Below are 19,237 nucleotides of genomic sequence, written 5' to 3' on the forward strand. Positions count from 1 at the left end.
GGACAGGCGTACACTGAACTCGTTTTCGACATAATGGAAAGAAGGAATGCAAGAATGGACAACTTCATGACATCACGCCAAGGATGGCAAAAAGACATCTCGGCCGGGATCACCGTCGGGGTCGTCGCCGTGCCGCTCGCGATGGCGTTTGCGATCGCCTCAGGTGTCGGACCGGTGTACGGCCTGTACACGGCCATCATCGCTGGGATCCTCGTCAGCCTGTTCGGGGGCTCGACGTTCCAAATCGCAGGACCGACCGGCGCCTTCATCCCGATCGTCTCGGGCGTCATGCTCGCGCATGGCTATGAAGGGTTGCTCGTGACGACGTTCCTCGCCGGGATTTTGTTGTTCCTCATGAGTGTACTCCGCGTCGGACGGCTCATCCGCTTCATGCCACGCGCTGTCACCATCGGGTTCACGGCGGGGATCGCCGTCGTCATCTTCGTCGACCAGCTCGACGAACTGTTCGGCATCATGTTTCAGAAGGCGCCACACTTCCACGAGAACTTACTTCAGCTCGTGACGTCATTGCCGGAGGCGAGTCTTTGGCCCGTCTTCATTGCCGCCGTCGGTTTCTTGACACTCTGGCTCGTTCCGAAACTGCCCGTCAAGTTACCGCTGCTCTTGATGGCGATGCTCGTGCCGACGTTCGTCAGCCTCGTCATCCCTGGCGAAGTCGCGACGATCGGCAGCGCCTATGGCGGCATCCCGAGCGGACTGCCTGAGTTCAACTGGCTCGCCATCGACCTCGATTTGATTGCAACGCTCATGCCGTCGGCGTTCGCCATCGCCTTCCTCGGGGCGCTCGAGTCGCTATTGTCGGGTGCGGTCGCGGACGGCATGGCCGGCACGAAGATGAACCCGGACAAGGAACTGTTCGGGCAAGGGCTCGCCAACGTCGTCGTCCCGTTCTTCGGTGGGATCCCGGCGACCGGCGCCATCGCCCGGACGGCGACGAACATTCAAGCAGGCGCCGTCAGCCGCCGCTCCGGAGTCATCCACGGGTTGACGGTGCTACTCGCCGTGCTCGTGTTGGCACCGCTCGCGAGCTACGTCCCGCTGGCCGCCCTCGCCCCGATTCTAATGCGCGTCGCTTGGAATATGTCGGAGCGGCACCACGTCTTCGAGATGCTCAAGCATCGGTCGGCTGAGTCGCTCGTCCTGCTGATTACGCTCGGGCTGACCGTGTTCGTCGACCTCGTCGTCGCCGTCGAGGTCGGGGTCATCTGTGCGCTCGCCTTGTTCGCGAAACGGATGGCCGATACGATTGACGTCCGCGAACAGACGGAACGGTACGTGACGCGCGACGGCCAAGTCGTCTTCAGCGTCGAGGGACCGCTCTTCTTCGGGGCGATCGAGATGTTCGAGCATGTGTTGCATCATATCCATGACGAGCCTGACGTGTTCATCTTCAACTTCCACCGTTGTCCGGTCATCGATGTGACGGCCGTCGAAGAGATTCGCCGCGTCATGCGGGAATTGAAAGCGGCCGACCGTCGTGTCGTCTTTGCGCACTTGTCGACACCGGTGCGCCAGACACTCACGCATTACGGCGTGCTCGAGTACGTCGACACGTTCGAGACGACGCAGGAAGCGATTGACGCGTCTTAACGGACGGACAGAATTTGACCGAACGGGATGCGGCGCACGTCCGTGTCGAACAGCTCGACTTCACGCTCCGCATAATAGATGGCATGAACGTAGCCGCGCACCGTATGGGTCATGCCGTTGTCGAACAGCGTCAGCTCGACAGCGTCACCTTCACGGATGGCGCGTTCGAGCTCGGTCTGCCACAAGTAGAGCAACTGCTCATCCAAGTCGGGCAGCTCAATCTTTTGGACGTGGGCGTAATATTTCTTCAGCAGCGCCACGTGCTCGGGCATGAGGAACGGAATCCATTTCAATTCACCGCGGTCTTTGTAGCGGGTCTGGCTCATGACGATTCACCTCCTTGTTTATGTCCGCCGATGAGGCGTTGCCGCGTCCGGAGCGGACTGTCTTTCAGTAAACTCGATGCCGGGCGGATCGTGCCGCGCCCGAAGCGGACGTTCAAGCTGTCGACGAGGTCGAGGAAGTCGAACCGGCGCGCCCGGGCCCACTCGTCCTCGAAGAATGACAGCTGGACGTGGTCGCTCCTTGGCTCGAGCTTGCCGAGGGCGACCGATACGTAACGGACCGCCTCCGTCTCGTCCCACGCGTCGAGGAAAAGCGTCAACAACACCGGCAAGAACTCGCGCTCGTCCGCTGTGAAGCGGGCGAGCTTTTTTTGTTTGCTGAAGCCGCGCCGCTCGCTCGTCCGAGTGTAGCGGACGCCGAGATGGATGCTGCCGCCGACGAGTCCAGCCTGTCGCGTCCGCATCCCGACCTCGACGGCGATGGCTTGTAAGACGAGCCGGATGGCCGCGTACGTCGTATAGTCTTTCATGAGCGTGATGCCGTGGCCGATTGTCCGGGGCCGCTGGCGCTTCGCGCCGAACAACGAGCTCGGCGGAAGAATCGTCGGCGACTCATCGATGCCCCAGGCGTGATGCCACAGCTCGGCGCCGATGACGCCGAATTTCTCATGGAGCGTCTCGAGCGGATAGCGGGCGAGGTCGCCGATCGTGTCGATGCCGAGCCGCCGGAGATGGACTTCCATCTTCGCACCGACGCCCCACATCTTGCCGATCGGGGCCGGGTGAATTAATCGTTCGACGTCGTGGAGGAAACAGCTGGCGACACCCGTCTTCTTCCCATGAAGGTCGAGGACGAGCTTGGCGAGGACGTTGTTCGGACCGATGCCGATCGTGACCGGGATGCCGGTATAGCGGAAGACGGTCGAGCGGATGAGGCGGGCGAGGTGCGCATCGTTCCCGAACAGCCGCTCCGTCCCCGTCAAGTCGACGAGCGTCTCGTCGACCGAGTAGACGCGGATTGCCTCAGGCGGTGCGAACTGATGCAAGATGTGGACGATTTGCACGGATACGTTCAAATAATGGCTCATCCGGGCCTCGGCGTAGATGATGTGCCGTCGTTCGTGCCACGGCAACCGGTCGATGTGAAAGCGCCGGGACCCGGTCTTGATGCCGAGCTGCTTCATCGGCGGCGTCGCGGCGAGGACGAGGGCGCCGTGGTCCTGTAAGTTCGATAAGACGACGAGCTTTGTCTTGTACGGGTTCAACTTGCGGGCGGCGCACTCGCAACTGGCGTAGAACGAGACGCTGTCGATACAAAAAATCCGACGTCGCATAGCCACCTCTCCTTTTTACGAACAAACGTTCTGTTTTTTTCATCGTATCATGGTCTCACGCCGTCTCAAATAGAAAAATGAAAAGAAATTTTGAAAAGAGTTAAAAAAAGGATAGATGGTGAATGAAATTCCATCTTTTTGGAATTTACCGAAATAATAAAGCGAGGCGGAAACAAAATCCGTTATAATGAGAGGGTAGCTAGACAAATATGGTTTCGGACGATGGAGGCTATCCTGTGATTGATTTTGTGAAGCAATTGACCAATGATCAGGCACGACGATTGAAAACCTATAAGAAACAAGTCGAACGCATCAACGCGTACGAGGAGACGATGCGCGCCTTAGACGATGAGGCGCTTCGCCAGTATGCGCTCGAACTGAAACAGCGGCTCACGGACGGTGCGGACGTCCGCGCCATCACGGAGGAAGGGTTCGCCCTCGTCCGCGAGGCATCCGTCCGGACAATCGGGCTCCGTCATTATGACGTCCAGCTCATCGGCGGTCTCGCGCTGCTCGAAGGAAATATCGCCGAGATGCCGACCGGGGAAGGGAAGACGCTCGTCGCGGCTCTCCCGGCGTTCGTCAAGGCGCTCGAAGGGAAAGGCGTCCATGTCATCACGGTAAACGACTATTTGGCGATGCGTGACGCCGAACAGATCGGCAAGATTCATACGTTTCTCGGGCTCACAGTCGGACTGAACGTCCCGGAGATGGAGCTTGCTGACAAACAGGCGGCGTATGCGGCCGACATTACATACGGGGTCGGGACCGAGTTCGGGTTCGACTATCTTCGGGACCACTTGGTCGGCTCGCCGGAAGAACGGGTCCAGCGTCCGTTCCATTTCGCGTTGCTCGATGAAGTCGACAGCGTCTTGATCGACGAGGCGAAGACGCCGCTCATCATTGCCCAAAAGGACGAGTCACACGTCCGCTTGAAACGTCTCGCCCAAACCGTGTTCGGTCAATTGACGGAAGACGACTATACGGTCGACCTCGAGGCGCGCGCCGTCATGTTCTCGGATAAGGGCATCGAGAAGATTGAAGCGTTGTTCTCGGTCGACAACTTGTTTTCCGCCGAGCACCACGTCCTCTATCACTACATGATGCAGGCGCTCCGGGCGAACGTATTGTTCGAAAGGGACGTCGACTATATCGTCCAAGAAGGCAAAATCGAGTTGATCGATTTGTTCACGGGGCGGGTCATGGAAGGACGCAGCCTGTCGGAAGGCCTCCATCAGGCGCTCGAGGCGAAAGAACAGCTCGACATCACCGAAGAGAACAAGACGACGGCGGAAATCACGATTCAACACTACTTCCGGATGTACCCGCTCCTCGGCGGCATGACCGGGACGGCCCAGACGTCACGTGAAGAGTTCATGAAGACTTATCAGATGGACGTCGTCCAAGTGCCGACGAACCGGCCGAAGCAGCGCCAAGACCTACCGGACCGCGTCTTTGATACGATCGCCCATAAATATGCGGCGGTCAGTCAAGAAGTCGCGGCCATCCACGCGACGGGACAACCGATTTTGATCGGGACGACCTCGATCGCCCAGTCGGAGGCCGTCAGTGAACAGCTAAAAAAACAAGGCATCGCGCATGAACTGTTGAACGCGAAGACGGTCGCCCAAGAAGCCGAGATTATCGCCGAGGCGGGACGGCTCGGTCACGTGACGATCGCGACGAACATGGCCGGACGCGGGACCGACATCGTCTTAGACGAGACGGCGCGCGAACGGGGCGGCTTGTATGTCATCGGGACGGAACGGCACGAATCGCTCCGCGTCGACAATCAGCTCCGCGGACGGTCGGGACGTCAAGGCGACCCGGGCATGTCACGTTTCTTCGTCTCGCTCGAGGATGATCTCGTCAAGCGGTACGCCGCCGAGCGGTTGAAACGTGTCGAGCACAAACTGACGCCGGACGAACACGGAGAAGTCCGTCATAAAGAAGCGGGCGACATCATTGAATACGCCCAGACGACGATTGAAGGCGTCGGCGTGTCGGTCCGTGACTACATGTTCAAGCTCGACGACGTCTTGAACGAGCAGCGCCGCATCATCTATACGATTCGCGATGAGGCGGTCGACGCCAATGCGACGGCCATCTTGAACAACGTGCTCGCGATGATGCGCCTCGCGCTCAACGAGACGCTCGACCGTCATATCGCGGCCGACCTCGTCCCGGAAGAGTGGGCGACGGACGCGCTCATCGAGGACTATCTCTATTTGACGCAACAGGCGCCGACGTGGGATGACACGGTCGGGGACAAAGAAGAGTTGAAACGAGCGGTCGCCCCATGGATCGACGGCATCGTCGCGACGGCAGAACAGCGCATCGAGGGCTACCCGGAAGTCATCGCCTTCGCCCGTCAACAGTTGCTCAGCCATCTCGATATCCGCTGGACGAACCATTTGACGACGATGAACGCCTTGAAAGAAGGCATCGGGCTCCGCAGCTACGGCCAGGAAGACCCGAGTCGTCAGTTCGGCAAGGAAGGGCTCGAGATTTTCCAAGAGACGTATCTCGATATCGCCCGCGACGTGACGATTCAACTGTGCCAGCTAGATTTATACTTTGCGCAACGGGAAGAGGAGGGGCAGTGACATGTTCGGACTGTTGAAACGAAAGAAAGTCGAGACGATCATCCGCCAAGACGACGAGCGGGCGCTCCGCCTCGTGTTCGATGAAGGGATGGACATCTCGAAAGAAGATGAGTACGTGTTCCGCTATCATGCGACGACGTTGCCGCCGCTCGCGGACAACCAGTTGTCGATCGAATTGCTCAGTGCGACGAAGAACCCGGGCGGCCTGTCCGTGGTCGCCTTGTTCCGCAACACGGTCGCGACCGAGTTCTCGCTCGACGAGATCCCGGTGCTCTTGTTGAACGAGCGCCGCGAACCGCTCGGCCAGAAGATGCTGAGCCGGATGGATTTGCCGTCGTTCGAGGCGATGACGAGTAAGCCGGTCTATCTCGACTTCTTCGAGGAGGAACTGTTCACCGATGTCGACGCTCTCGACACCGAGTCGCTCCAACTCGCCTTCCAAATGAACCCGACGGCACCGCTCCAAGACATCTCCGACGCCGAACGGGACGCGTTCCCTGACGTGGCGTGGCACCGCCTGAAGCGGATGAACGTCCTCAGCCGTCCGGTCGCCGAAGGCCAGTTTGATCTATTGCTCGTCCATCTCGACGTGACCGACACGGAAATCGGCGCCTCGCTCCTCGTCCGGAACGGGTACCTCGAGCAGGCTCTCCAAATCCCGCGCCTCCCGCTCGAGTTGATGCAGCGGGACGAGGTCGTCGGCCGAGCCGACGCAACGCTCAACGAACCGATTTTACCGAAACATGATTATCCGCTCCACGTCCGCTTCAAGCGGCCGGAAGGAGACAGCGACGGACCGATCTCGATTCGCATCCGTTCATGACGAAATGACCATCCCTGACACGCGTCGGGGATGGTTTTTTAGGTCTAATGGACTGCTTGTGCGAAGTCTAGCCTCTGAACAAGTCCGGCTAAAAAACCGCTTGAAATGAAGTCGTCTGTTCCGGTAAATCATACCGTTTCATACCTTTTCCATGTTCTCGGAAAGTCGTCTACAACCAGACCTTTCTTTACTAAATTTTTAAGGAAATAGGACATAGGATTCATTAAAATGAGATTCCGGCTATGGTATATTTAGTCCGCAATGCACACCACATGAATGGGGAGAAAAATCATGTCTAAATTTACGAAGATGGCCATTGCTACGTCGCTTATCGTCCCAACACTCATCCCGCTCCAACACGCAGCAGCGGAAGACGAAGACGTCGTCAAACTGCGCTTCTTGGAGACGACCGACCTACATACGAACATCACGAACTACGATTACTTCCAAGACAAAATCGACAACACGATTGGGTTGACGAAAGTCGCGACGTTGATTCAGCAACATCGCACAAACGCAGGCAAGCCGAACACGTTCCTATTCGATAACGGGGATACGCTTCAAGGGACGCCGTTCGGAGATTATGTCCGCGAGCAGCATCAGAAAGCACCAGGCGCGTTCGAACATCCGATGTATCAAGCGATGTCGGCACTCGAGTTCGATGCGGTCACACTCGGGAATCACGAGTTCAACTTTGGGCTCCAGTTCTTGTATGACGCGATGCAAGGGTCGAAAGGCAAGCTTCGCTTCGTCAACTCGAACGTGAAGGACTTGTCGGGTGAGCCGATCGTCTCGAAATATAACGAGGACGGACAAGAAGTCCAAATCATCGAACGCCAAGTCGTCGACGGGGACGGCGAGACACATACGATTAAAGTCGGTGTGTTCGGGGTCGTGCCGCCGAAAATCATGTCGTGGGATTCAGGGAACCTCCAAGGCAAGGTGACGGCAGATGATATGGTCCCGGCAGCAAAAGCGGCCGTCGCCAAATTGAAAGAGCAAGGCGCAGACGTCGTCGTCGCGCTCGCGCACTCAGGCATCGGGGAAAGTGCGACACTCGCGGATGAACAATCAGACGGGGAAGAGAACGTCGGCTATACGCTCACGAAAATCGAAGGGCTCGACATGGTCATGACCGGTCACCAGCACGGTCGTTTCCCTGACGCGAACGGCATGTTCAAAGATTTCCCGCACGTGAACATGGACAAAGGCACGATCAACGGCAAGCCGGTCGTCATGGCGAACAACCAAGGGAAAGACCTCGGTGTCATCGACCTCGACCTCGAGCTCGTCGACGGCAAGTGGAACGTGCTCGACGCGAACGCGAAACTCGACACGGTCAAGGCAGACACACCGGTCGACCCGACAATCGCCTCGCTCATCGACGCGGACCATAAGGCGACGATTGAATACATCAACCGCCCGGTCGGTGAGATTCAAGACGACATCCAGAGCTACTTCGCGCTCGTTCGTGACGACGCGTCGGTCCAGTTCGTGACGAACGCACAAAAATGGTACGTCGAGAGAGAACTCGCGACGAACCCGGAACTCGCGGCATATAAAGAGCTTCCAATCCTCTCGGCGGGGGCTCCGTTCAAAGCAGGTAACCGTAACTTGACGGACGCGAGCTATTACACGAACATCCCGAAAGGCTCGATTGCATTGAAGAACGTGGCCGACCTATACGTCTTCCCGAACACACTCGAAGTCGTCAAAGTGACGGGTGCGGACGTGATGGACTGGCTCGAGATGTCAGCCGGGGCGTACAAACAAGTCTCGGATACGAACGATGAGTTGCTTAACTTGGAGTTCCGCAGCTACAACTTCGATATCCTCGATGGCCTCACGTATGAAATCGACGTGACCGGTCCTGCCAAGTTCGATGCAGGCGGAACACTGAAAAACGAAGACGCGAACCGCGTCAAGAACGTGAAGTATAACGGCAAACCGATCACGCTCGACCAAGAGTTCCTCGTCGCGACGAACAACTATCGCGCCGGCTCGACATCGTTCCCGGGACTCGGTGGCGGCAAGAACATCGTCTATCGCTCAGCGTATGAGACACGGAACGTGATTTCGGACTATATCGTCTCAGGCAAACTGGAATACAAAGCGGATGACAACTGGAAGATTGTCGCCGACGCGAAACGGACAGCGAAATTTGAGACGGCCGACGCTGGCAAGCAATATGTCGACTTGTATGAAGGTATCGAAGCGACCGAGACGACACGTCCGGACGCAGCGGATCGTCTGTTCCGCACGTACACGATCGAACTCGATCAAGCAGTTGAGGAAGAGGAAGTTGTGCTCACGCTTACAGTGAATACAATCAAACCAGGCGCGAAAGCCGTGACGGGTACGACGACACCGAATGCGAACGTCACATTGAAAGACGGCGCGAAAGAGCTCGCGACAGCGAAAGCTGACAAAGACGGCAAGTACACGCTCGTGACGAAACCGCTCAAGCTCCGTCAATCGCTCACCATCATCTCTGAACTCGATGGCGCGACCGTGACAGAAACGAAAGTCGTCGGTGCCGGCTTCGTCGGCACACCGGCGCTCGCCTCGAAATTGACGTACGCGAACACGAACGTCATCTCAGGGAAAACGACACCAGAGACGAAGTTGACGCTCAAGCGTGACGGCAAGACAATCGCCTACGCGACGTCGGACAAAAACGGATCGTTCGAATTCACGAAACGCGCCGGCTTCATCTACGGGGACTATGAAGTTATCGCTAAAGATGTGACCGGAAAAGTCGTCAAAGCGAAGGCGTTCACGTTCAAGAAAGCGGCCATCGCGACACCGAAGAACACGAAAGGCGTGAAGGTCGGAACGAAAGCGCTCATCGGGAAAACGACACCGGGTGCCGTCGTCGTCTTGAAAGACGCGAAAGGCAAACAAGTCGCCAAAGTGAAAGCGAGCTGGGCCGGAACGTATACGTTCACATTCAAAAAAGGTCTTGCTAAAGGAAGCTACGCGGTCATCGCGAGCGACTACACAGGTGCAGGTGCGAAACAAGCGAAGTTCGCATTGAAATAAGCGATTCAACCGAGACGGCGTCCCAACAGGGCGCCGTTTTTGCGCGCTCGAAAAAGTGTCAAAAAAGTGAACGAAACCTCTTACGAAAACAGGGGAACTGCTGTATAATCAATCACGTAAGCGTTTACATTATATGTGTAAAACAACGGGATTCATTTTTTCGGGGCCGGTGGGGACCGGCTACATACGTTCAAAAGGGGACAGCACACATGATTACATTCTTTATCGCCTTGGCGATTCTATTCGTCGGGTACAAAGTATACGGCAGCTACGTCGAGAAGACGTTCGGCATCAAGGAAGAGCGGACGACACCTGCCTACGCGTCACAGGACGGCATCGACTACGTGCCGATGGGGAAAAAACGGAACTCGATGATTCAACTGTTGAACATCGCCGGAGTCGGCCCGATTTTTGGTCCAATCATGGGGGCGCTCTACGGACCGGTCGCGTTCCTGTGGATCGTCTTCGGATCGATTTTCGCTGGAGCGGTACACGACTATTTGACGGGCATGATCTCACTTCGGAACAACGGGGCGCACTTGCCGCAGCTCGCCGAGAAGTTCCTCGGCCGCTCGCTCCGCCACGTCGTCAACGGGTTCGCCCTGCTTCTCTTGCTTTTGGTCGGGACGGTGTTCGTCACGTCGCCGAGTAACATGATCAACAACTTGTTCGACGGCAACGCGACGACGCTCACGATCGTCATCTTCGCCGTGTTCGCCTACTACATCTTGGCGACATTGCTCCCGGTCGATAAGATCATCGGGCGCATCTACCCGTTCTTCGGGGCGCTCCTCATGATCAGCGCCATCGGGATCGCCGTCAGCCTGTTCGCGCAGGGCTACAAGATTCCAGAGATGACACTCACGAACATGCATCCGGACGGCTTGCCGATTTGGCCGCTCCTCTTCTTCACGATCTCGTGTGGGGCGCTCTCAGGCTTCCACGCCACGCAGTCGCCGATCATCTCGCGGACGACGATGAAAGAGAGCAACGGCCGTGAAATCTTCTACGGCATGATGATTGTCGAAGCGGTCATCGCCATGATTTGGGCCGGGGCCGCCATGGCCATCTTCGAGCCAGGCGAACTGCTCGGATTGATTCAAACGGGTACGCCGGCACTTGTCGTCCAAGAAGTGGCGACACTTATGCTCGGCAGCATCGGCGGCACACTCGCCATCCTCGGCGTCATCGTCTTGCCGATCACGTCAGGCGACACGGCGTTCCGTAGCGCTCGGATGATCATCGCCGACTATATGAAAGTCGCGCAGAAGAAGTTCTCGTCACGCCTGTGGATCGCGCTCCCACTCTTCGCGATCTCATACGTGCTCACGAACATGGACTTCCAGATGCTCTGGCAATACTTCAACTGGGCCAACCAGACGACGGCTGTCATCGCCTTGTTCGTCGGGGCGATGTACCTCTACATCAAAGGGCGCAACCACTATATCGCGCTCATTCCGGGGACGTTCATGTTGTATGCGGTCTGGTTCTATATCTTGACGGCACCGATCGGCTTCAAGATGGATGGGGTCATCCCGTACGTCATCGCCACGATTGGGACGATCACGCTGCTCGTCTTGTTCCACATACGCGCTAAAGCGATGCGGGCACAAAATATGGAATGTGACGTTCCAGTGAAGGAAGTCGCATAATCCACAGACATGGGTCGCTTCGGCCCATGTTTTTGTTTGCAACAAAATCGGGAAATGACCATACTAGAGGAATAGATTTGAAAGGTGGGACCTGAATGGATCAAGAGAAGCTAAAAGACATGCTCCATGCCGACACGCTCGGGGAAGAGATTGCGAGCGCCATCACCCATGGGCTCGGGGTCATCTTCAGCATCGTCGCGCTCGTTCTGCTTGTCATGACGGCAACGGAGACGGGAAGCACAGGTAACGTCATCGCCGTGAGCGTGTTCGGGGTATCGATGATTTTACTGTACCTGTTCTCGACACTCATGCATGCGATTCCACATCCCCGGGCGAAACGCGTGCTCCAAGTGTTCGATCATGCGGGGATTTACTTACTCATTGCGGGAAGTTATACGCCGTTCGCGCTCGTGTCGCTCAAAGGGACGCTCGGTTGGACGTTGTTCGGAATCGTCTGGGGCGTTGCCGTGCTTGGGGTCGTCTGGAAACTGTTCTCGACGGGGAAATACATGTGGGTGTCGAACGTGACGTATCTCGGCCTCGGCTGGATTTGTCTCATCGCCATCCGTCCGCTGTACGAGTCGCTCGGTCATAACGGGTTCATGTTGCTCCTCGCCGGAGGGATCGCCTATTCGGTCGGGATCGTCTTTTACATGTGGCAGAAACTGCCGTTCAACCACGCGATTTGGCATATGTTCGTCCTTACTGGAAGTGTGCTCGTTTTCCTCAGTATTTTGCTCTATGTGGCACCGAATACGAGCCTGTAAAATAGACGTCCTCCGGGGCGTCTGTTTTTTTCTAAATCTAAGGAAATGAATCGGTGAAAACGATTACAAAATTACAGACGAATGGACGTTTGTATGTCATAATAATTTCAGACATCGTCATAGAGATAGATGGGTGTAAACGTAAGGGGGAAAATCAGATGGAAAAAGTGTTGCGCGATGGATTTATCTACATGTCTCAAAACAAAACACTCAACAGTTTGGCTAAAAAATATGGGCTTCGGTTCGGGGCTTCGCGCTTTGTGGCGGGGGAAGATTTCAAGACGTCGGTGCCGACGATTCGTGAGTTGAACGCGAAAGGATTATCGGTCACGGTCGACCACTTAGGGGAATTCATCACGACGGTCGCAGAAGCGAACGAAAACCGGGATGAAATCATTCGTGCCATCGAAATCATGGCGGAAGAGAAGCTTGACGCGTACATGTCGCTCAAGCTGACGTCGCTCGGATTCGATATCTCGGACGAGTTGATCGAAGACAACATGCGTCAAATCTTGACGACGGCGAAAGAAGTCGGTGTGTTCGTCGCCATCGATATGGAAGACGAGGCACGTTGCGAGAAGACGCTCGACTTGTTCAAAAAATTGAAAGCGGACTTTGAGGGCCTGGGGACGGTCATCCAGTCATACTTGTACCGCTCGGAAGATGACATCAATCATCTCGCGCCGCTCAAGCCGAACCTTCGTATCGTCAAAGGGGCTTATAAGGAACCGGCGACGGTCGCTTTCCCGGAGAAAGAAGACGTCGACCACAACTACTTGAAGCTCGTCAAACTCCATCTGGCGAACGGGAACTACGCCTCTATCGCAACACATGACGACCATATGATCGATGCGGTCATCGAACATGTGAAACTGAACAACATCCCACTCGACCAGTTCGAATTCCAAATGCTGTACGGCATCCGGGTCGAGCGTCAACTCGAGCTCGTCCGTCAAGGCTATAAAGTCCGCGTCTACGTGCCATACGGCCGTGACTGGTATGGCTACTTCATGCGCCGCCTTGCGGAACGTCCGGCGAACGTCGCGTTCGTCTTAAAAGGAATGGTCAAGAAATGAAACAAGCACACGAGTTCAACGTGAACTCGTGTGCTTTTCTGTGTTCATATGTTTGTCGAGGATTCGCTCGATTTCACTTTGTTCGACTTCCGTGACTCCGTCTTTCACTTTCGGGATGATCAACGCCTCATCCTCTTCGTAATAGAGGAAGCGATGTGTCTCGTTCTCGTTCACTTTGAGAATGGATGTCCATGGGACTTGCGTCGTTCGATGGACGTTGCCACGAACGGTCTGCATCTCGACGATCGTGTCAGAAAGCTGGAGCGTGACATCTTTTGGCCAAGTGTCCTGTTTGTTGAGGACGCGGCGGGTTTGCCAAAGGGCGAGCGGGGCGTGCAAATCTTTTAGCAGCGGTCTGAGTAATAGCGCGAACAATAGCCCGATTCCGACTGTGATGAGTAAAGATAAGCCGATCGACTCGGGGCGCGGTACGAGGAAGAATGCAGCCGCATACCCAAGAGCGAATAGCGGGAGATTCATATATCTCAACCATACGCCGCGAGCTCGTTTATATTGATTGGAATGGTGAATCATGTCGTTTTGGAAAGCTAAAAAATCGTCAAGCGTCAGTTGATAGGTGGTGACCATTGCATCTACTCCTTTGTGATTCATTATGAATACGTCCTGGTTGAAGACCTTTGTCGCTTAGAGTCTGATGCCTAAGTGTTTTTGTAGCAAATCATTCATTCGAATTCGCTCCGTCTCGTTGAGCATCTGGTTTTGCTTCGGGACGATAATCGCTTCCGTCGCTTCAATGAATATATAGTGATGTGTCTCGTCCTCGTTCACTCGTTCAATCGCTTCCCACGCGACTTGAACCCGTTTGTTGACGGCATTGTGGAGCGAATTGACTTCAATCCCGTTCTCATGGATTGACAAAGTGACATCACGTGGCCATTTCGAGTCCTGTCGAAGTATGGATCGCAACTGTCTCAACCTCATCGTGAAATACACTTTCTTGAAGAGCGGGAATAAGAGCAGCGCTGGGACCACAGCGGCACTGGCGGCGAGTGCGAGAATGACAGGGGCGGAGAGCGTTTGCGGTAACAACACAATCGCGAGGGCAAATCCGTAAAAGGCGGTCAGTAACATGAGTATGAGCGTGACAAGTATAGATTTTCGTTTATCGGGAACCGAGTTTTTGATGAAGTTCTTTTGTAACGTGAAAAAATCATCTTGTGTCAATCGATAATGAATCATCCATCATTGGCTCCTTTCTTTCGTCTAAATGACAGGTTGAAGCATGCAATAACGCTAACATAGGATGGATTATTTTTCCAACACAAAGACCCAGTGACTGAACACTGGGCCTGCGACAAGATTATCCGTTGATGACCGTCCCACCGTTGACGTGCATGACCTGTCCGCTGACGTACGTCGAGTCGTCACTTGCGAGATAGACGTAAGCCGGGGCAAGTTCTGCCGGTTGGCCCGGACGTTTCATCTCAGCCGAGTCACCGAACGAGGCGACTTTTTCCGCTGAGAACGTCGCCGGGATGAGCGGTGTCCAAATCGGACCTGGTGCGACACCATTGACGCGAATCTTCTTCTCGACCAAGTTCTTGGCGAGCGAACGCGTGAACGCCGTGATCGCACCTTTCGTCGATGCGTAGTCGATCAATTGATCGTTACCTTCGTACGCTGTGATCGACGTCGTGTTGATGATGCTTGCGCCTTCGTTTAAATACGGAAGGGCGGCTTTCGTCAAATAGAACATGCTGAAGATGTTCGTCCGGAACGTCTGCTCGAGCTGGTCGTCCGAGATATCGAGAAGCGACTCCTGCGGATGTTGCTCGGCGGCGTTATTGACGAGGATGTCCAAATGGCCGAACGTCTCGAGGGACTGTTTGACGACGTCTTGGCAGAAAGCCGAGTCGCCGAGGTCACCTTGCAGCAATAGACAAGCTTGACCGAGTTCTTCGATGCGTTCTTTCGTCGCCTCGGCGTCCTCGAGCTCGTTTTGGTCTTTATAGACGATGACCGTATTCGCGCCTTCGTGGGCGAAGAAGATGGCGACCGATTTCCCGATGCCGGAGTCACCGCCCGTGATGATGGCGACTTTATCTTTCAGTTTATCGCTTCCTTTATATCCTTTACGTTCATAGATCGGGTACGGCTCCATCTTCGAATCGATTCCCGGTTGATGGGCTTGTTCTTGGCCGTCTTTCTTGAACGATTCAAAATCCTGTCGGTTCCCCATTGTGTTTAAACGATTATCACTCATGAATACATTCCCCTTTCTAAAATTGACTCTTTGTGTCTATACCACAGTCACCGAAAAATGAATCGTCCTCGGTGAAATTGGAACGAATTTGAAAAATGAACGCTTGCGAATGAATTGTCATTCATTTATGATAGAAGAGTAAACACGATGGTGATTGCGATTTTTTTTACGCTTGAAATGAATCACTATTCATTCTCATTGAGGGGGGAACAATATGACGAGTCACATCGAACAATCAGCCGACCTCCGTTTGACGAGCAACATTCGTTTTGCGGTCGTCATCGGTTCAGGAGTAATGGGGGCGGGGATTGCGGCTCACTTGGCGAACGCGGGGATTCGTTCGCTCATGCTCGACATCGTACCACGTGAATTGACGGCGAAAGAAGAAGCGAAAGGGCTCACGCTCGAGTCGCCACAAGTACGGAACCGCATCGCTTCTGAGAACCGTCAAAAGCTATTGAAACAAAACCCGGCACCACTCGCGACAGCGGAGCACTTGAACTTCATCGACGTGGGGAACTTAGAAGATGATCTCGAGCGCTTGAAGGAAGCGGACTGGGTCATCGAAGTCGTCGTCGAACGGCTCGATGTGAAGCAGCAACTGTTCGAAAAAATCGCACCTTACATCCGTGAAGACGCGATTCTCAGCTCGAACACGTCGGGTATCTCGATCGAGGCGATGGCGAGCGTATTGCCGGAAGGCTTGAAGGCACGTTTCCTCGGGACACACTTCTTCAACCCGCCGCGCTATTTGAAACTGCTCGAACTTATCCCGACGGAGAAGACGGCACGCCCGGTCATCGATTTCATGGCCCGCTTTGCTGAGGACCGTCTCGGGAAAGGCGTCGTCGAAGCGAAAGACACACCGAACTTCATCGGCAACCGCATCGGCACGTATGGCCTCCTCGTCACGTTCGAAGAGATGCTCAAGCAGAACGCCTCGATCGGCGAGATGGACTCGATCACAGGACCGCTCATCGGCCGGCCAAAATCGGCGACATTCCGCACGCTCGACGTCGTCGGCATCGACACGTTCGTCCACGTCGCCGGAAACGTCTATGAGACGCTCGACGCCGGTGAAGAGAAGGATACGTTCGACGTCCCTGCTGAAATGAAGACGCTCGTCGAGAAGGGATGGATCGGTCAAAAGGCCGGACAAGGTTTCTATAAGAAAGACGGAAAAGTCATCCAGGAACTGAATCTCGAGACGTTCGAATACGAACAATTGAAAGCGATTACAGGACCGGAGCTCGACCAAATCAAATCGCTCCCAGGCTCAAAAGCGAAGCTGAAAGGTGCCATCTTGAACAAGGGACGCGTCGGACAATTGCTCTGGCCGGTCACGGCGAAGACGCTCGTCTACTCGGCTCGTCTCACAGGCGAGATCAGTGATTCGATCGTCGCCATCGATGACGCGATGAAGTGGGGCTTCGGCTGGAAGTTCGGACCGTTCGAGACGTGGGACGCACTCGGTGTCGAGAAATCGGTCGCCCGCATGAAAGCGGAAGGCTATGACGTCCCGGCGTGGATCGATGAGATGCTCGCTGCCGGACACACATCCTTCTATAAGGGAGACCAGTATTACGACCAAGCGTCACAGACGTACGTTGAGAAGACCGTCAACCCGAAAGAAGTGAAACTCGCCCCGCTCGCCAAGTCGAACGGGATCGTGCTCGAGAACGGTGGGGCCCGCCTCATCGATATCGGAGACGACGTCGTCGCCCTCGAGTTCACGTCACCGAACAATGCGATCGGTGTCGACATCATGCAGATGATCGAACAGTCGATCGACCTCGTCGAGACCGACTTCAAAGGACTCGTCCTCGCCAACGATGGTAAGAACTTCTGTGTCGGTGCCAACCTCGCGATGATGCTCATGGAAGCGGAAGACGAGAACTGGTACGAGCTCGATTGGATCATCAACAAGTTCCAACAAGTCGTCCAGAAGATTCGCTACGCGGGTCGCCCGGTCGTCGTCGCACCTTACGGCATGACGCTCGGCGGCGGGACAGAAATCAGCTTGCCGGCCGCACGCATGCAGGCGGCGCTCGAGACGTATATGGGTCTCGTCGAAGTCGGCGTCGGCCTCATCCCAGGTGGGGGCGGAAACCTCAACACGTACCGTCGTCTCCTCGAGCAGACACCGAAGTCGATGCAAAACATCGAGAAAGCGGCGCAACAGACGTTCGAGAATATCGCCATGGCGAAAGTATCGAAGTCAGCCTATGACGCGAAAGCGCTCGGCTATCACCGTCCGGTCGACGGCATCTCGATGAACCGCGACCACTTGACGTTCGACGCGAAACAGACGGTGCTCGGTCTCGCTGACGGCTACACGGCACCGGTTCGTGAGAAGTTGCCGGTCGTCGGTCAAACAGGGAAAGCGACACTCGAACTCGCGGCATACGAGATGTTCTACGGTGGCTATATCTCTGAACACGATTTGAAGATCGCGAAAAAACTTGCCCACGTCATCAGCGGCGGCGATTTGGCATACGGCACGATGGTCGACGAGCAGTACTTCCTCGACATCGAGCGCGAGGCGTTCCTAAGCCTCATCGGGGAACCGAAATCGCAGCAACGGATGCAACATATGCTCGTCAAAGGCAAGCCACTTCGGAACTGACAAAAGGGGGACTTAACAGATGAGAGAAGCAGTCATCGTGGCCGGCGCACGGACGCCGGTCGGAAAAGCAAAACGCGGTTCGTTCCGAAACGTTCGCTCGGACGAACTCGCGGGTCACGCGATTAAAGCGACGCTCGAGCGGTCAGGCTACACGGGACCGATCGACGACGTCATCATGGGGTGCGCCATGCCGGAAGCGGAACAAGGGATGAACATCGCCCGCTACGCGGCCGTACGAGGTGGCTTGTCGCACGAAGTACCGGCCATCACGATCAACCGATATTGCTCGTCCGGCCTTCAAGCGATCGCCGACGCGGCAGCGAAAATCATGATCGGTCAAGCGACGGCGGTCATCGCCGGCGGTATGGAATCGATGAGCCTCGTCCCAATGGGCGGCCACGTCATCCGTCCGAACCCGACGATCATGGAGACGGCTCCGGAATACTATATGAGCATGGGCCACACGGCAGAACGTGTCGCGGCCGAATATAACATCTCGCGCGAAGACCAAGACCTGTTCGCCATCGACAGCCACCAAAAAGCGGCGGCAGCGATCGCGGGCGGCAAGTTCGAAGAAGAGATCGTCCCGGTCACGGTCGTCGAGCACGTGCTCGGCGAGGACGGGAAAGTCGCGGAACGTGAACTCGTCGTCAAACATGACGAAGGCGTCCGTGCCGACTCGACGCTCGAGGCGCTCGGTAAACTGCGCCCGGCATTCAAAATCAAGGGCTCGGTGACGGCGGGGAACGCGTCACAAGTGTCCGATGGCGCGGCAGCCGTGCTCGTCATGGAGCGTGAAGAAGCCGAACGCCAAGGCTTGAAACCGATGGCAAAATTCCTCTCGTTCGCGGTCGGCGGTGTCCGTCCGGAAGTGATGGGGATCGGCCCGGTCGTCGCCATCCCGAAAGCGCTCGAGATGGCCGGCGTGAAGTTGGAAGAAGTCGGATTGTTCGAACTGAACGAGGCGTTCGCGAGCCAATCGCTCGGCGTCATCCGTGAACTCGGCATCGACCCGTCGAGAGTGAACGTCAACGGCGGCGCGATCGCACTCGGGCATCCGCTCGGTTGCACGGGCGCGAAACTCGCGGTCTCGATCTTGCATGAGATGAAACGACGCAATGAAAAGTATGGGGTTGTGACGATGTGCATCGGTGGCGGTATGGGTGCTGCTGGCGTCTTCGAATTACTATAA

The 19,237-nt window shown here is 55.8% G+C and carries 14 protein-coding genes; 9 read left to right on the top strand and 5 right to left on the bottom strand.

Annotated features, from left to right (window positions below; all coding sequences use genetic code 11):
- The first annotated feature begins 54 nt into the window (after nucleotides 1-54).
- Nucleotides 55-1,611 (top strand): SulP family inorganic anion transporter, encoded by a 1,557-nt coding sequence (locus KNP60_RS03840; protein WP_214796969.1) that lies wholly within the window; start codon nucleotides 55-57, stop codon nucleotides 1,609-1,611.
- Here KNP60_RS03840 and KNP60_RS03845 read toward each other — a convergent pair.
- Together KNP60_RS03845 and KNP60_RS03850 are read right to left on the bottom strand one after the other, a co-directional pair.
- The gene (locus KNP60_RS03845; protein ID WP_131437869.1) at nucleotides 1,608-1,937 is read right to left on the bottom strand and encodes a YolD-like family protein; all 330 of its coding nucleotides are present in this window, start codon (nucleotides 1,935-1,937) and stop codon (nucleotides 1,608-1,610) included. The genes KNP60_RS03840 and KNP60_RS03845 overlap by 4 nt on opposite strands.
- The gene (locus KNP60_RS03850; RefSeq protein ID WP_214717684.1) at nucleotides 1,934-3,229 is read right to left on the bottom strand and encodes a Y-family DNA polymerase; all 1,296 of its coding nucleotides are present in this window, start codon (nucleotides 3,227-3,229) and stop codon (nucleotides 1,934-1,936) included. Before KNP60_RS03850 ends, KNP60_RS03845 begins: the two co-directional genes overlap by 4 nt.
- A 236-nt stretch (nucleotides 3,230-3,465) precedes the next feature.
- On the opposite strand from KNP60_RS03850, the gene secA2 reads away from it, so the two are divergent.
- The 6 genes from secA2 (at nucleotide 3,466) to KNP60_RS03880 (ending at nucleotide 13,195) form a co-directional block, all read left to right on the top strand.
- Nucleotides 3,466-5,835: an accessory Sec system translocase SecA2 gene (gene secA2, locus KNP60_RS03855; RefSeq protein ID WP_214796970.1), complete on the top strand. Its 2,370-nt coding sequence runs from the start codon at nucleotides 3,466-3,468 to the stop codon at nucleotides 5,833-5,835.
- A 1-nt stretch (nucleotide 5,836) separates the two neighbouring features.
- Nucleotides 5,837-6,658 carry an SLAP domain-containing protein gene (locus tag KNP60_RS03860; protein WP_214793429.1) on the top strand — a complete coding sequence of 274 codons (822 nt, stop codon included), beginning with the start codon at nucleotides 5,837-5,839 and terminating at the stop codon, nucleotides 6,656-6,658.
- A gap of 291 nt (nucleotides 6,659-6,949) precedes the next feature.
- Nucleotides 6,950-9,700 (top strand): bifunctional 2',3'-cyclic-nucleotide 2'-phosphodiesterase/3'-nucleotidase, encoded by a 2,751-nt coding sequence (locus tag KNP60_RS03865; protein WP_214796971.1) that lies wholly within the window; start codon nucleotides 6,950-6,952, stop codon nucleotides 9,698-9,700.
- A gap of 209 nt (nucleotides 9,701-9,909) precedes the next feature.
- Nucleotides 9,910-11,352, top strand: coding sequence for a carbon starvation CstA family protein (locus KNP60_RS03870; RefSeq protein ID WP_214707307.1), 1,443 nt, complete (start codon nucleotides 9,910-9,912; stop codon nucleotides 11,350-11,352).
- A gap of 95 nt (nucleotides 11,353-11,447) precedes the next feature.
- Nucleotides 11,448-12,119, top strand: a complete 672-nt coding sequence (gene trhA, locus KNP60_RS03875; protein ID WP_214796972.1) for a PAQR family membrane homeostasis protein TrhA — start codon at nucleotides 11,448-11,450, stop codon at nucleotides 12,117-12,119.
- Nucleotides 12,120-12,277: 158 nt separating this feature from the next.
- Complete coding sequence (locus tag KNP60_RS03880) at nucleotides 12,278-13,195, top strand: proline dehydrogenase family protein (RefSeq protein WP_138859096.1); 918 nt, start codon at nucleotides 12,278-12,280, stop codon at nucleotides 13,193-13,195.
- A gap of 15 nt (nucleotides 13,196-13,210) precedes the next feature.
- Here the strand turns inward: KNP60_RS03880 and KNP60_RS03885 are convergent, their stop codons facing one another.
- The 3 genes from KNP60_RS03885 to KNP60_RS03895 form a co-directional block, all read right to left on the bottom strand.
- Nucleotides 13,211-13,783: a YcxB family protein gene (locus KNP60_RS03885; RefSeq protein ID WP_214796973.1), complete on the bottom strand. Its 573-nt coding sequence runs from the start codon at nucleotides 13,781-13,783 to the stop codon at nucleotides 13,211-13,213.
- Between the two features lie 57 nt (nucleotides 13,784-13,840).
- On the bottom strand, nucleotides 13,841-14,395 hold the full coding sequence (locus tag KNP60_RS03890) for a YcxB family protein (protein ID WP_214796974.1): 555 nt from the start codon (nucleotides 14,393-14,395) through the stop codon (nucleotides 13,841-13,843).
- A 121-nt stretch (nucleotides 14,396-14,516) separates the two neighbouring features.
- A complete protein-coding gene (locus KNP60_RS03895) occupies nucleotides 14,517-15,419 on the bottom strand; it encodes an SDR family oxidoreductase (RefSeq protein ID WP_251131308.1) in 903 nt (300 codons plus the stop codon).
- A gap of 214 nt (nucleotides 15,420-15,633) precedes the next feature.
- Here KNP60_RS03895 and KNP60_RS03900 point away from each other — a divergent pair, with 214 nt between their 5' ends.
- Both KNP60_RS03900 and KNP60_RS03905 read left to right on the top strand, forming a co-directional pair.
- Nucleotides 15,634-18,045 (top strand): 3-hydroxyacyl-CoA dehydrogenase/enoyl-CoA hydratase family protein, encoded by a 2,412-nt coding sequence (locus tag KNP60_RS03900; RefSeq protein WP_214796975.1) that lies wholly within the window; start codon nucleotides 15,634-15,636, stop codon nucleotides 18,043-18,045.
- Between the two features lie 19 nt (nucleotides 18,046-18,064).
- On the top strand, nucleotides 18,065-19,237 hold the full coding sequence (locus KNP60_RS03905; protein ID WP_214707315.1) for an acetyl-CoA C-acetyltransferase: 1,173 nt from the start codon (nucleotides 18,065-18,067) through the stop codon (nucleotides 19,235-19,237).

It is taken from the genome of Exiguobacterium sp. s5 (assembly GCF_018618075.1).
GTDB classification, from domain to species: domain Bacteria; phylum Bacillota; class Bacilli; order Exiguobacteriales; family Exiguobacteriaceae; genus Exiguobacterium; species Exiguobacterium mexicanum_A.

Coding starts and splice junctions, on each gene's coding strand:
- KNP60_RS03840 (WP_214796969.1), top strand. CDS start 55: ATGGACAACTTCATGACATCACGCCAAGGATGGCAAAAAGACATCTCG.
- KNP60_RS03845 (WP_131437869.1), bottom strand. CDS start 1,937: ATGAGCCAGACCCGCTACAAAGACCGCGGTGAATTGAAATGGATTCCG.
- KNP60_RS03850 (WP_214717684.1), bottom strand. CDS start 3,229: ATGCGACGTCGGATTTTTTGTATCGACAGCGTCTCGTTCTACGCCAGT.
- KNP60_RS03860 (WP_214793429.1), top strand. CDS start 5,837: ATGTTCGGACTGTTGAAACGAAAGAAAGTCGAGACGATCATCCGCCAA.
- KNP60_RS03865 (WP_214796971.1), top strand. CDS start 6,950: ATGTCTAAATTTACGAAGATGGCCATTGCTACGTCGCTTATCGTCCCA.
- KNP60_RS03870 (WP_214707307.1), top strand. CDS start 9,910: ATGATTACATTCTTTATCGCCTTGGCGATTCTATTCGTCGGGTACAAA.
- trhA (WP_214796972.1), top strand. CDS start 11,448: ATGGATCAAGAGAAGCTAAAAGACATGCTCCATGCCGACACGCTCGGG.
- KNP60_RS03880 (WP_138859096.1), top strand. CDS start 12,278: ATGGAAAAAGTGTTGCGCGATGGATTTATCTACATGTCTCAAAACAAA.
- KNP60_RS03885 (WP_214796973.1), bottom strand. CDS start 13,783: ATGGTCACCACCTATCAACTGACGCTTGACGATTTTTTAGCTTTCCAA.
- KNP60_RS03890 (WP_214796974.1), bottom strand. CDS start 14,395: ATGATTCATTATCGATTGACACAAGATGATTTTTTCACGTTACAAAAG.
- KNP60_RS03895 (WP_251131308.1), bottom strand. CDS start 15,419: ATGAGTGATAATCGTTTAAACACAATGGGGAACCGACAGGATTTTGAA.
- KNP60_RS03900 (WP_214796975.1), top strand. CDS start 15,634: ATGACGAGTCACATCGAACAATCAGCCGACCTCCGTTTGACGAGCAAC.
- KNP60_RS03905 (WP_214707315.1), top strand. CDS start 18,065: ATGAGAGAAGCAGTCATCGTGGCCGGCGCACGGACGCCGGTCGGAAAA.